General features: G+C 56.5%; 14 protein-coding genes. 6 read left to right on the forward strand and 8 right to left on the reverse strand.

The window, feature by feature from the left end; all coding sequences use genetic code 11:
* The first annotated feature begins 111 nt into the window (after nt 1-111).
* Both AC4EYZ_RS17265 and AC4EYZ_RS17270 read left to right on the forward strand, forming a co-directional pair.
* On the forward strand, nt 112-243 hold the full coding sequence (locus tag AC4EYZ_RS17265) for an entericidin A/B family lipoprotein (protein ID WP_027958626.1): 132 nt from the start codon (nt 112-114) through the stop codon (nt 241-243).
* Between the two features lie 109 nt (nt 244-352).
* Nucleotides 353-724 carry an I78 family peptidase inhibitor gene (locus AC4EYZ_RS17270; RefSeq protein WP_027958627.1) on the forward strand — a complete coding sequence of 124 codons (372 nt, stop codon included), beginning with the start codon at nt 353-355 and terminating at the stop codon, nt 722-724.
* Between the two features lie 28 nt (nt 725-752).
* Here the strand turns inward: AC4EYZ_RS17270 and AC4EYZ_RS17275 are convergent, their stop codons facing one another.
* Nucleotides 753-1,358 carry a LysE family translocator gene (locus AC4EYZ_RS17275; RefSeq protein ID WP_009287463.1) on the reverse strand — a complete coding sequence of 202 codons (606 nt, stop codon included), beginning with the start codon at nt 1,356-1,358 and terminating at the stop codon, nt 753-755.
* A gap of 97 nt (nt 1,359-1,455) precedes the next feature.
* On the opposite strand from AC4EYZ_RS17275, the gene AC4EYZ_RS17280 reads away from it, so the two are divergent.
* On the forward strand, nt 1,456-2,850 hold the full coding sequence (locus AC4EYZ_RS17280; protein WP_009287462.1) for an aminotransferase-like domain-containing protein: 1,395 nt from the start codon (nt 1,456-1,458) through the stop codon (nt 2,848-2,850).
* Between the two features lies 1 nt (nt 2,851).
* Here the strand turns inward: AC4EYZ_RS17280 and AC4EYZ_RS17285 are convergent, their stop codons facing one another.
* The 7 genes from AC4EYZ_RS17285 to AC4EYZ_RS17315 form a co-directional block, all read right to left on the reverse strand.
* Nucleotides 2,852-3,856, reverse strand: a complete 1,005-nt coding sequence (locus tag AC4EYZ_RS17285) for a hypothetical protein (RefSeq protein WP_041159404.1) — start codon at nt 3,854-3,856, stop codon at nt 2,852-2,854.
* A gap of 23 nt (nt 3,857-3,879) precedes the next feature.
* Entirely contained in the window at nt 3,880-4,407 is a 528-nt protein-coding gene (locus AC4EYZ_RS17290; protein WP_009287460.1) for an acyl-CoA thioesterase, read from the reverse strand.
* Nucleotides 4,408-4,498: 91 nt separating this feature from the next.
* Nucleotides 4,499-5,809, reverse strand: coding sequence for a short-chain fatty acid transporter (locus AC4EYZ_RS17295; RefSeq protein ID WP_474192807.1), 1,311 nt, complete (start codon nt 5,807-5,809; stop codon nt 4,499-4,501).
* Nucleotides 5,810-5,967: 158 nt separating this feature from the next.
* On the reverse strand, nt 5,968-7,266 hold the full coding sequence (locus tag AC4EYZ_RS17300; RefSeq protein ID WP_009287458.1) for an MATE family efflux transporter: 1,299 nt from the start codon (nt 7,264-7,266) through the stop codon (nt 5,968-5,970).
* A gap of 5 nt (nt 7,267-7,271) precedes the next feature.
* Nucleotides 7,272-7,520 (reverse strand): YfhL family 4Fe-4S dicluster ferredoxin, encoded by a 249-nt coding sequence (locus AC4EYZ_RS17305; RefSeq protein WP_008957577.1) that lies wholly within the window; start codon nt 7,518-7,520, stop codon nt 7,272-7,274.
* 76 nt (nt 7,521-7,596) lie between these two features.
* Nucleotides 7,597-8,091, reverse strand: coding sequence for a pantetheine-phosphate adenylyltransferase (gene coaD, locus AC4EYZ_RS17310; protein ID WP_022522078.1), 495 nt, complete (start codon nt 8,089-8,091; stop codon nt 7,597-7,599).
* Nucleotides 8,088-9,971, reverse strand: a complete 1,884-nt coding sequence (locus tag AC4EYZ_RS17315; RefSeq protein WP_053857192.1) for a beta-ketoacyl synthase — start codon at nt 9,969-9,971, stop codon at nt 8,088-8,090. The genes coaD and AC4EYZ_RS17315 overlap by 4 nt, the downstream gene beginning before the upstream one ends.
* Before the next feature lie 221 nt (nt 9,972-10,192).
* On the opposite strand from AC4EYZ_RS17315, the gene trmB reads away from it, so the two are divergent.
* The 3 genes from trmB to dacB are packed head-to-tail and all read left to right on the forward strand — an operon-like array spanning nt 10,193 to nt 12,669.
* A complete protein-coding gene (trmB, locus tag AC4EYZ_RS17320) occupies nt 10,193-10,858 on the forward strand; it encodes a tRNA (guanine(46)-N(7))-methyltransferase TrmB (protein WP_022522080.1) in 666 nt (221 codons plus the stop codon).
* A complete protein-coding gene (locus tag AC4EYZ_RS17325) occupies nt 10,855-11,184 on the forward strand; it encodes a DMT family transporter (protein ID WP_022522081.1) in 330 nt (109 codons plus the stop codon). Before trmB ends, AC4EYZ_RS17325 begins: the two co-directional genes overlap by 4 nt.
* A gap of 9 nt (nt 11,185-11,193) precedes the next feature.
* Nucleotides 11,194-12,669 (forward strand): D-alanyl-D-alanine carboxypeptidase/D-alanyl-D-alanine endopeptidase, encoded by a 1,476-nt coding sequence (dacB, locus tag AC4EYZ_RS17330; protein ID WP_027958632.1) that lies wholly within the window; start codon nt 11,194-11,196, stop codon nt 12,667-12,669.
* Nucleotides 12,670-12,672 lie beyond the last annotated feature (3 nt).

The following is a 12,672-nucleotide window of genomic DNA, read 5'->3' on the forward strand; positions in this document are numbered from 1 at the left end:
AAAGCGAGCGCGATTGCCAAAACGCTGTTACCCTGAAAAAACTCCCAAGAGGCAAATGACGTTGCCAGTGGAGTTTCCCGATGTTGAATGACTCGTTAAGGAGAACGGAAAATGAAAAAATTATTGGCCATGAGCTTTATGCTGCTGATGACAGCGGGTGTTCTAACTGGTTGTAACACCATCTCTGGCGCTGGTCAGGATGTGCAAGAGGGCGGTAAAGCCGTCCAAGATGCCGCTGAATAATTAAGTAAGACTGTGTTTTAAAGCAAGTGGTATCCTACGGGCTAGGCTAACGCCCGGCCCGTTGGTTTTTATAACCGGTTTCCATGCCCCTATTTTTGGAGATTCAAGGATGAAACCCCGTATTACTCTGGCTAAGTTCGCTGCTGTTAGCGCTTGTGCACTGTTGTTAACGGCCTGCGTTAGTTCCCAAATGCCGATTTCCCCTGCCAACGACGACGTAGACGCAGCGCCACCGCCGCCAACGGTAGCGCCGAACGGTTCCAGTGGTGAGCAGGCTGCCAGCTGTGATCTAGACGCTATCCAATCCGCTATCGGTGAGCCCTTCGACGAGGCTAACGTTGCGCAGTTACAAAGCGATAGCGGCGCTCGGCAAGTACGCGTGCTGCGCCCTGGTAGTATGGCCACCATGGATCACCGTCCGGATCGCTTAAATATCCATCTTGATGATCAAGACGGCATTGAAGCGCTGCGCTGCGGCTAACGGTAGCCGAGCACAGCTCGTTTTCAGGCTAACCTAAAATCAGCACGACGCAGGCGGCGGTCAATGCCCCCATGGTGATATTGAACGCCCGCCACGCGGCCTCCGTTTTGATCCACTGCCCAATCGCCGTGCCAAAGGCGGCCCACAAAGCGATGCACGGTAGTCCCACTAGTTCAGCAAAGCCCGCCAGCACTAGCGCGTTGACTATCGGCTGACCGCTTTCGGGCAGAAAACCCGCCATCAGCGCCAGCCCCATTACCCACGCTTTAGGATTGGCAAACTGAAACGCCGCTGCCTGCCAAAATGTAAAGGGTACGCTATGGGTCTGCGCCTTAAGATTGGGCGGCGGGGCGCTGGCAATTTTCCAAGCCAAATAGAGCAAATACGCGCTGCCTATCCAGCGCAGTGCCGTTTGAATCGCCGGGTAGCGTTCAAACAGCACGCCCAAGCCCAGTGCTATACCTGCAAACAACAAAAAGCAGCCGCCTAAAATCCCCCACATATGCGGCAGCGTACGCCTAAAGCCGAAGTTAGCGCCAGAGGCGGTAAGCATAACGTTGTTCGGCCCTGGGGTAAGCGTCATCGACATCATATAGAGCGCGGCCGGACCGAGGATTACCCATTCGCTATTCATTTATTGTATCCATACAATTTGGTGATAAGGATTGTTTTGTTGCCGATTTTGCTAGCATAATGGGGTTTAAATTGACGTCAAAGGTTTTATTGTCACCATGACAATGTGGGTGCCTTCGCTAGCTGAATTTTCTGGTTCACGTTACCGCGCTATTGCCAGTGCCATTGAAGCCGCTATCCAGGCGGGAACACTACTGCCAGGGGAGCGATTGCCGCCCCAGCGCCGCTTGGCGGATGCGCTAGGTGTGACCATTGGCACGGTAACCCGGGGGTACGCTGAGGCTGAACGCAATGGCTGGGTGTCGGCACGGGTGGGTAGCGGCACCTATGTGAAGAGCCAAGACCAAAACAATGCTTTTAGCCTGACGTTTCCCGCTGACGAAACGGCCGGTGTGATCGATTTAAGCCTTAGCCTGCCACCGCCCCACCCGTTGCGGCAGACGCTGTTGAGCGAAGCGCTGGTCGCTTTAAGTCAATCCGGGGCAGCATTAGCACGTGGTGTTACTTACCAACAGGCCCAGGGGCGTCATGAGCATCGTGAAGTACTCGCTCGCTGGTTAAATACTTTGGGTATGCCGCTGATGGCCGATGAGCTGCTCATTACCCAGGGTGGGCAGCATGGCCTTAGTTTGGCGCTCAGCACCTTGCTAAGGCCGGGCGAGCTGTTGGCTGCTGATGCCTTGACCTATCCCGGTGCCATCAGCGCTGCGCAGCAGGGGCATCTAAAGTTGGTAGGCATTGGTCAAGACAGTGAAGGGATGCGCATGGATCTGCTTGAGGCGCAGTGTGCCCGGCAGCCACCTAGAGCGATTTATCTAACGCCGGAACAGAACAACCCCACCGGCGCGTGTTTAAGCGAATCGCGCCGCGAGCGACTGGTAACGTTGGCACGGCGCTACGATATCTGGCTGATTGAAGATGGCGTGCAGTATCTACCCGCTGAGCAGCGCGGTACACCCCTTTACAGGCTTGCGCCGGAGCGCACGCTGTTTGTGTTTAGTACCGCTAAAGTGCTGGCGGGTGGGCTACGAATTGGCGTACTGCGTGCGCCTAAAAGCTTGCACGAGCGGTTAGCGACAGGCCTTCGCGCTCAGAGTTGGATGGTGCCACCGCTAATGGTCGATGTGGTTTGCCACTGGATTAATCAGCCCGCGGCGGAAAAATTACTTACCTGGCAAACTCAGGAGCTCGCGGAGCGTCAGCAGTTGGCTGCCGAATGGCTAAAAGATTTTTCCTTAAGCGGGCGTTCGCACAGCAGCAATGTATGGCTTGCGCTGCCAGAGGGGAGCCGGGCCGTAGAGCTGTGTGAACGGCTACTGCAGCGGGGCGTTAAGGTCAGCAGCGCAGAGCCCTTTTGTGTCGGGAGCACGCCAGCGCCCCAAGCGATTCGGCTATGTGTTGGGGCCGCGGCGGATCGCAGTGAACTGATTCAGGCATTGAGTATCGTCGCCGCCTGTTTAACCGAGCGCCCATTAGCCCCTGTCACTTTGTGAATTACTCGTAGCGGTCTTTCCAGCCCTGGTGGCGCACCTGGTCTTTAAGCATTTCGAGGACGTCGTACAGCACCTGCTCGGTGACCCGATTGCTGCCTTCGTCAACCGTCAGCCAGGTGTCGAAGCCGCTGTCGGCGGTGCGCTCCACTAACTGCCTAAACTCATCCGAATGAATGCCTAGCAGCAGCTCATCGACTAGCCGTTGAGCAACGCCGCTGAGTGATGCTTCCATCGCGCTGGTGGCCTGCTGCCCCATGGGCAGGCGATTAAGGCGCTGAATCTCGGGGCTTTCCCGTAGCGTGCGGCTAACTAAATCACTGATTGCCGCCATAATGGATTGGCGGTTGTGCTGGTAGGCTTTGCCGATAGTGCTCTCCAGCCGCTGAGCGATCTCATGAATCAGCTGAGCTTTGCGGGGCATGATCACACGTTCAATCACGCGCTCGGTCAGCGAATCGCTGGCGCGTATCTGCTGCTGTACATTGCCCAATAGACGCAGGGCGATGCGGTCGGAAAGCTCCTCAAGCAGAATGTCGTAATACTTGGCCACAAATTGATAGATGTACCAGTGGGTAACATCAATAAGGCCGAGGCGATGCAGCCGATTGATTAACGATACAACGCGTAAAATACGCAGTAGTCGGAAGCCCGCGAGGGGAATGCAGCCCAGCACATCGTACCAGTGCACGAAGGGGTAGAAAAACCAGCGGTGGTAGCGCCGCTCGGCAATCGCGATTGACCAGCCCAGCAGTACGTCGGCGATAAAAAAGCTGACAAATACCAGGTCGATGGTGATAAAACGGCTATGAATCACGTCATCGTAGAAGGTGTGAAAACCGGGGGCGAGGTTGGCGATGCCCTGGTTAATAGGGTCAAGCAGAAACAGCGAATCAAACAGCAGTAGCGATAGATTAATCACCACTAGCGCCAGGATAAAAAAATCCCAACCAATATGGGCGTATTCAACCGCTTTAGGCAGGTGTGGATAGCGTTCCCTGGCGGGCATACGAACTCCTTGTCGTTGGGTCTTTAATGGGCCTGGGACTGGTAATGCTGCTGGGTCAGCAGTTCCTCTTTTTCTGCCTGTTTGCGTAATTTTTTGCGCAGTGCCGCCTTTTCAAAACGCAGTTCCTGGAGCGGTGTGGCCAACTTGAGCGGCGGTACGCTAGCGGGTTTACCATCAGCGTCCACCGCTACCATGGTGAGGTAGCAACTGTTGGTATGACGGATCAGCTTATTACGAATATCTTCAGCCACGACCTTGATGCCCACTTCCATCGACGAGCGACCAACATGATTAACGCTGGCTAGAAAGGTGACCAGCTCGCCGACATGAATCGGCTGCTTAAACAACACCTGATCCACCGACAGCGTCACCACATAGTGGCCCGAATAGCGGCTGGCGCAAGCAAAAGCGACTTCATCGAGCTTTTTAAGAATTGCGCCACCATGCACTTTGCCGCTGAAATTCGCCATATCGGGCGTCATCAGTACGGTCATGGAGAGTTCATGCTGCCCAGGTAGGGCAGCGTTCGCGCTGATCTCGGCATCTGTCATACGGTGCTCCTGCTGTTACTTGAGCCCAATAACGGCTGCCCGCTACTCATATGCTTGGCAAACTGAGCGACGGGCAGTCATTGGCGGTTGTTTAAAACCATACCAGACCGACGGAAATAATAATGCCGGTGATAAAAAGCTGAATCAGGCAGAAGCCCATAATATCTTTCGCCTTTAGGCCCGCAATGGCGAGCACCGGGAGTGCCCAGAAGGGCTGTAGCAGGTTAGTCCAGGCATCGCCCCAAGCCACCGCCATGGCAACCCTCGGAATATCAGCTCCTAAGGCCTGAGCAGCCGGTAGCATCACCGGTGCCTGAACTGCCCACTGGCCGCCGCCGGAAGGGACGAATAGGTTGACAATACCCGCGCTGATAAACGACCAGAACGGCAGTGTATTGGTGGTGGCAAAGGAGACCAGCCACTCGGACATGCTCTCTGCTAGTCCGGACTGCACCATGATGGCCATGATGCCAGCGTAAAATGGGAATTGGATGACAATCCCCGCGCCGCCTTTAATCGCTTCGTGCAGGCTATTGAGCAGATTACGTGGCGTGCGGTGCAACACAATGGCTAGGAACAGAAACATAAAGTTAACGACGTTAAGGTTTAAGCCGCCACTTCGTAACAGGAAGTGATCAAGCAAGAACAGCAGCCCCGGCACTCCGACCAGCAGGGCGAGGGTAAAGCTATTTTCCAGGCGTTCAGCAGGGCGAGTAATGCGGCCAACCGGCTCGGGCTCGTCATTCAGAACATTTGGGTCGACATAGACGCTATCCTTCTCATCCGGCAGCATCATGCGGTTTACCAGTGGGATGGCAATAAATAGGCAGGCCACAATAGCGAGGTTGAAGAAGGCGAAAATCGTAGAGCCGGTACCAATCACTCCAATTTGATCGGCGGAAAAATGCCCTTCGGTAGCGATGGTTAGCGGGATTGAACCTGCCAAACCGCCGTGCCACACCACAAAGCCTGAGTAAGCACTGGCCACTAATAGCCGATAGTCAACGCGGATCAACCGGGCCAGCTCTTTGGCAAATAGCGCGCCGACCACAAGGCCAAACCCCCAGTTAATCCAGCTGGCCGCCAATGAGACCAGCGTCACTAGGATGATTGCACCGCCAGGGGATTTCGCAGTACCGGCTATTTTCTGCAGAATGCGTTTTACTGGCGGTGAGCTTGCCAGCATAAAACCGGTGACCAGCACCAGCAGCATCTGCATAGAGAACGTCAGCAAGCCCCAGAAGCCATCACCCCAGAAGCGCAGTACTGTCAGCGGTGTTTGCCGCTCAATGGCGATTGCGGCGGCCGAGGCAATTAATGTCAGCAATAGTACGAAAATATACGGGTCGGGGAGATAGCGCTCCACCAGCTTTACCGCCGGTTTTGAGATCATTTTAAGCATGGGATGCTCTCTTTATTCATTATTAGGAAGTGGCTAAGCAAGGTCTTGGAAGTGTAACGGCATAGCTAATATACGGGTGAGTACGGAAATTTTCACGTTGAAGCTGCCCGCTTAATCTTACGTTAGCGTAGTTGAGGTTAATTGCGCCTGTTTTAACGCTAATGGTTTAACCGGTAGGGGCGATGGTAGTGAAAATAGTAGTAGGCGATCAGCACCGCCGAGCGCACCAGCGTGAACAGCATAAACGCCAGCCAGAGCCCATGATTGCCCAGTCCCTGGGTTAGCCACCAAATGGGTAGATAGGCGGCTAGGCCAATAAAGATACTGTTACGCATTTCACGTACCGCAGTGGTGCCAATAAACACCCCATCAAGGAGGTAGCTCCATACCGCAATCAGCGGCATGACGACCATCCAGGGCAAGTACTGCGCCGCAGTTGCACGCACCTCTTCAAGGCCGGTGAGCAGCGCTATGAGCGCATTGCCGCCCAGCGCGAACAGCAGGGCGGCAGCGCCAGCCGTCCATAATGAAAATCGCGCGGCGGCGCGCACAGTGGCGGCAAATTCCTGCCAATCCTGACGGCCATAGGCGCGCCCAATCAGTGATTCGGCAGCGTGGGCAAAGCCGTCCAGGGCGTAGCTGGTGAGCATGATAAATTGTAGCAGCACAGCGTTGGCAGCAAGCACTGTATCGCCTTGACGAGCACCCTGGGCGGTAAAGAACGCCATGGCAAACAGCAGGCCGAGGGTGCGCACAAACAGGTTGGCGTTGACGTTAAACAGGGCTGTGTAAGCTGCGAGTGCCAGCAGGCGCTCGCGTAAAAAATGGCCTTCCAGCCGGGTTAGCTGGCGAAGCACCAGGTAGCTACCAAACGCTAGGGCACTGTAGTCAGCGATTACGCTCGCCCAGGCCACGCCGTTGCTGGTCATCCCCAGGCCTACTACAAACCATAAATCCAGCACGATATTAACGCTGTTGGTGAGCAGCAAAATCATCAGCGTGACGCGGGAGTTCTGTTGGCCCAAAAACCAGCCCAGAATGGCGTAGTTGGCGAGCACCGCCGGTGCAGACCAGAGGCGTATATGGGCGTATTCTCGCGCTAAATCAGTCGCTACCTCACTACCATCTAACAGCCATAAACCGAGCGTAATCAGCGGCGAGGCAAACACAATCAGCAGGCTACCAATCACCAGCGCCATGATCAGCGACTGCCCCAGCAGGTTGCGCACGTCTGTATCGCTCTCGCGCCCCATGGCTTGGGCGACCAGCCCCGTCGTGCCCATGCGCAAAAAGCCAAACCCCCAATAGAGGAAGCTAAACAGTGTGGCACCGAGGGTAACGCCGGCTAAGTAGCGGGAGTCGGGCAAGTGCCCGACCACAGCGGTATCCACCAACCCGAGCAGCGGGACGGTGATATTGGAGAGGATGATTGGCCAAGCAAGGGCCCAAATCCGCATTGGGTTTAGGCGGCAGTGATGATGCGGTACTTCTTCATCAACTGTTCTTGGCTTTCGTGGCGTTCAGGGTCAAGTGGAATGCAGTCCACCGGGCAGACCTGTTGGCATTGAGGTTCGTCATAGTGACCCACGCACTCGGTGCATAGATTAGGGTCAATGACGTAGATCTCCTCACCGGGGGAGATCGCATCATTGGGGCACTCGGGTTCGCAGACGTCGCAGTTAATGCACTCGTCGGTAATCATCAGGGCCATGGGCATACCTCGCAGATGGCATTAACACCCAGGTAGCGTATAGATACCTGAGTGTTTTACTCAACAATGGCGTTGGTTAGCTAGTGTAGTGGTTACGCAGCGCTTCGGCGACCTGAGGATGCACCAGGGGGGAAATATCGCCGCCAAGCTTGGCAATTTCGCGCACGATGGTTGAAGAGATATACGAATTTTCTACCGCGGGGGTTAAAAACACGCTCTCCAGCTCCGGGTTTTGTGCGCGGTTCATATTGGCCAACTGCAGCTCGTACTCAAAGTCAGAGACCGCGCGCAGGCCGCGCAGAATGATTGTCGCACCCTGTTCGTGCATCATGGTTGTGAGCAGGGTCGAGAAGCCGATCACCTCAACGTTGGGCAGCGGCGCGCAGACCGCTTTCACTAAGCTCATGCGCGTTTCCAAGTCGAGGTGGGGGCTTTTGCCAGGGCTTGCCGCCACCGCGATGACCACTTTGTCGAACATCCGTGCGCCGCGCTCGATCAGGTCAAAATGGCCATTGGTGATAGGGTCGAAGGTGCCGGGGTAGACGGCGATATTCAGTTTGCGCGTGGTCATTCCTCGCTCTCCTCGTCCAGGCAGCCAAACGGGTTATCGCTGGTTAAGGAGACGGCGTGGTCGTAACCGGGGATATGAATCCGGTCAGCGTGAATATCCAGCTCTGGGCCCTCCAGCACCGCTTCACCAAACTGATAGCGTGGAGCGTAGTGGCCACGGTCTGCCTGGGCCAAGTAGGCCGCTGCCGCTTCGCGGGTGGTTTCGCGACGGGTTTTCCAGGCGTTCACCGCCGCCGCGCCGTGGCGCTGCGTCAGCAGGCGTTCGGTCACCGCAGGTGAAAGCACCACGCCGGTGGCGTTGTTGCCGCCGAAGCCCTTGGCGTTAATAAAAGCAGCGTCCGCGCGAAAAGTTTGTGCCGTTTGAGAAAAGCGCAGCCGCTCAGCATAGACATCGTCAGCCACCGTATCCAGCGTGGGAATGCCCGGCAGCAAGTCGTGGGCAAAACTACCCAGTGCGCTCGCCAACTGGTCGCCCGCCGCGGAGCCTTGTGAGTGGCCAATAAAGGCTTTAATCGCCACTACGGGCCAGTCGCTAATGCCGTTGGCGCGGGCAATTTCGTCGAACACATGGGATTCGGTAATGCGGTTTTTGGGTGTGCTGGTGCCGTGAGCGTGCAAAAAGCTGCGCTCTTTAAGGGATTTTTCTCCCAGCATATCGCGCACCAACGCAGTCGCTTTGCCGAGGGTGATGTAGTTGCCGATGCCCGGCGCCGAAATCGAGCGCTTGTAGCCATCGGCATTAACGAACACATCAGGCACCGCACCGAGAATATCCGCGCCGACTTCCAACGCTAGGGCATCGTCCATCAGCAGCACGAACTGGCTGGCTTCCGCCATGGTAAAGCCACAGTTGCGCGCAAACGGACGGCAGGCGCGCTGATAATCGCTGTCGGTGAGCAGCTCCAGAGCATCCAGGGCTTTCAGACCAGCGTCGTCAGCTAGCGCACCCATGGCCCGGAAACCCTCGATGATTTCCGGGGTGATGGGAGCGTCTGCAGTACCCACCATCACCACACGACGGCGTCCGGCGCGAATGTCATCAATACCCAGGCGCAGGTTATAGAGAAAGCTGGCACAGGCGCCTAACGCTGCGCCTGTGCCACCTACGCTACCCAGTACATAGGCATTCAAAAAGTCGGCGGGCATCTGACCATAGCCCAGAGGCATTTGCTTGGAGGTGGCGCGTTGACCACTCACCAGGCTTTTCAGTAAGCCGCCCCAGCCTTGATCGTCTAGCTGTCCAATGGAGTTCCCGGCGTACACGGCAATATGATCCGGATTTAACTGTTGGCGCAGCGTCTCCCAAGAAAGACCGCTGGCGCCCAGGCAGTCGCTGGCACCAAATACCGCCAGCGATAGCCCGCGGGGGTGGTGCACGCTGCGGTAGAGGTTTGCGGGGTCAAAGCCGCTGGGTAGCTGGGCCGCCGCGCGTACCTTGGGTAACTGCGCGTCGGGAAGCAGTACCTCTAACACCCCTGCAGGTACGCTCACCTCTACCTCGCGGACATCAATGTCGCGCACCTGCCAATCCTCCGGCAGGTGTTCGGGTAACTGGCGGCGGCGCAGGGTAAAGCGTAGCGGCTCGGCCAACTGCATACTGGCTTGCCGGTTTGACGGCATGCCAGGGTCGAGAAAGCGAGGGTCTTCGTTGCGTCGGATCAGGGTGTGGTTCAGCACCTGATCGCGCAGCGACTGCGCTGGAGCCTCTACGGGCTGACCTTGACTATCGTGCCACCCCTCTTCGGAGTGCTCGACTAGACGCATAAGCGCGGCCAAGCCTTCCAGTGTCTGGCGTTGCTGGTCAGCAGGAAGGGCATCAAGCACGGTGCGGCGGAAGGCCTGATGGCCAGAGGTTCTGCCAGCGGGATTGATGCCGCCCATGCCGACAATCACCGGTAAGTGTGACAAGCCGGGTTCCTCGTGGTGCGGTGGTGGTAATAACAATTATCGGCAAAAGTACTCGGTATATGATGCCTAGTACCATGCGCTTAATAAGTACGCTAAGAAGCACGTTATGCGTGATCATAGCACCGGCTGAGCAACGGCGTCATGCCGCAAGCGTTCGAGACTGATAGAATCACGCTTTTCAGCCGAGTAATGGCATGCAGCATACTTCTCGACCAGTGGTTTCTAATCAGCCAGGCCCACATCAGGATCTCGCCCGACGAGTGAGCCGAGCGTTAACGCATCCGCTACGTAAACCAATCGCCGAACACACGCAGCGCAGTTTCGCCCTGGCGGCAGAGTGGTTCGTGGGCCGTCAGGCACCGTTGATACTCGATTCGGGCTGTGGCGTGGGGATATCGACCCGCCAACTGGCGGTGCAGTTCCCTGCCCATGCGGTAATCGGCGTGGATCGCAGCGAGGATCGTTTGGGGCGCGATCACGGCCAGTTGCCTGACAATGCGCTGCTGGTAAGAGCGGATCTGGTCGACTTTTGGCGCTTGGCCTATCAGGCTGGCTGGGCGCCAGAGTATCACTTTCTCCTTTATCCGAACCCTTACCCCAAGGCGGGGCACCTAAAAATGCGCTGGCATGGCCATGCGGTTTTACCCACACTGTTGGCGCTTGGCGGGTGTCTTGAGTTGCGCTCCAACTGGTTCCTCTACGTTGAAGAGTTTGCTTTGGCAGTGGCACAGGTAACCGGCAAACAGGCAGCGGTGACTGAAATTGCGCCTAAAGGGGACTATTTAACCCCTTTCGAAGCTAAGTATGCTCAGAGTGGTCAGGTTCTGTGGCGTTTATGCGTTGAGTTGGAGCGAACATGACGTTTGTCTATTTGGTGTTGGCGATTGTGGCCGAAGTGATCGCCACGAGCGCCTTAAAAGCCTCCATGGGCTTCACGCGCCCGCTACCCAGCGTGGTGGTGGTAGTGGGTTACGGGTTAGCTTTTTATTTGCTCAGCCTGGTGCTGCGCACGCTGCCGGTAGGGGTTGCCTATGCGATTTGGGCAGGCCTGGGCATTGTGCTGGTCACCTTGGTCGGCATAGTGGTATTCGGTGAAAAGCCTGATTTGCCGGCGGTGATAGGAATTAGTTTGATAGTAGCAGGCGTGGTCATGCTGCAAATGTTTTCAAAAATGAATGTGCATTGAGGAGCTGTAATGGGGTGTTTTTTTGCTGTTAAGCGCATGCAGCGCTGGTCGCTGGTGACAGGTGTAGCCACACTGGCGCTGTGTGCCAGCACCAGTCTGTTCGCCGATTTCAATCGCCTGGGCCAACTGCAGAGCAAAGGCTTTTCGATTAGCGCGGAAGCACGCCTTTTGGATGCCGATGCAGGCGCCAATGCGTTGTTGGGCAGCATCACCCCGGATCGACAGCTGTCGCCCGCTTCGGTCACTAAAGCCTACTTGTCGGCGGCGGCGCTAAACCGTTTTGGCCCCCAGCACCGCTTTACCAGCCAACTGGTCAGCTCCGCTAGCATTGAAAATGGGGTGTTACGCGGTGACTTGGTGTTTGAGGGCGGCGGGGACCCGGGCCTAACCACTGAGAACCTTTGGCGCTTGGTGCAGCGTTTGCACTTAGCCGGGGTGCGTGAGGTAGAGGGGGCGTTGGTGGTCAGCCAGTGGCGCTTTGGGTCAGTGGACTGTATTACCACGGACCGCTGTAATGCCCTGACTCGGGTTGCCAATGCCTATAGCGCGCCGCTCTCCTCAGCTGGCGTTAACTTTGGTAGCTGGTGCGTTAATGTCGCACCAGCGACGAACGCGGGTGAGCCCGCCCAAGTGGGGCTATGCGATAGCCAGACGTCGCTGATCACCATTGATAACCAAGTAATCACCCGCCCCGCCAATAGCGGTACTGAGATTAGCGCTGAACGAATTACCGATGAGCGTGGCGACGTGATGCGCTTGACGGGGCAGATCTCCACCAATGCCACTGCACGCGATGTCTACCGTGGCGCAGGGGATGCCGCCGAAACAACCGCGCAAGTCCTAATGGGCATGTTGAACCAGGCGGGTATACAGGTGCGCGAAGCGTGGCGCGTTAGCTCGTCTCAGCCGCCTAGCAGCGCCCAGCGTCTGGCGGCGGTGGACAGCCAGCCACTGCAAGAGCTATTGCTGCGCATCATGAACTACTCCAATAACTATATGGCCGATGTGCTGGCGCTGGATCTCGTCGAGACACCCCAGGCACAGCTACGCCAGGCGGGCCAGGCGATTGAAACTTACGCCCACAGCCTGCCCGGGCACGGGCCGTTAACATTGTATAGTGGTAGCGGACTGACCACTGAAAACCGCACATCGGCCCAGGGCGTTAACGTAATGCTGGAGGACATGTTTCGTCAAAGTAGCCTGTTTCCCAGCTTTGTGGCGGCCTTTCAGTCACCCGCTAACGGGGTAATGCGCTTCATTCGGCGAGGTTCCTCCACGTTTCAAAACAATGTCATGATCAAAACCGGCACGCTTAACCAACCTTTTGCAGTACGCGCCGCGGCGGGCTATTTTCGCACTGCGCAAGGGCGCTGGGGGGTGTTTAGTGTCATGGTCAATGGTAACGGCAGTACGCCTTATTTAAGCTGGACTGAAGTGCTGGATCCGTTGTCACAGGATCTAGAAGCAATGATGTTAGCGAATTGAACA

It is taken from the genome of Vreelandella sp. 162(4c), assembly GCF_058152265.1.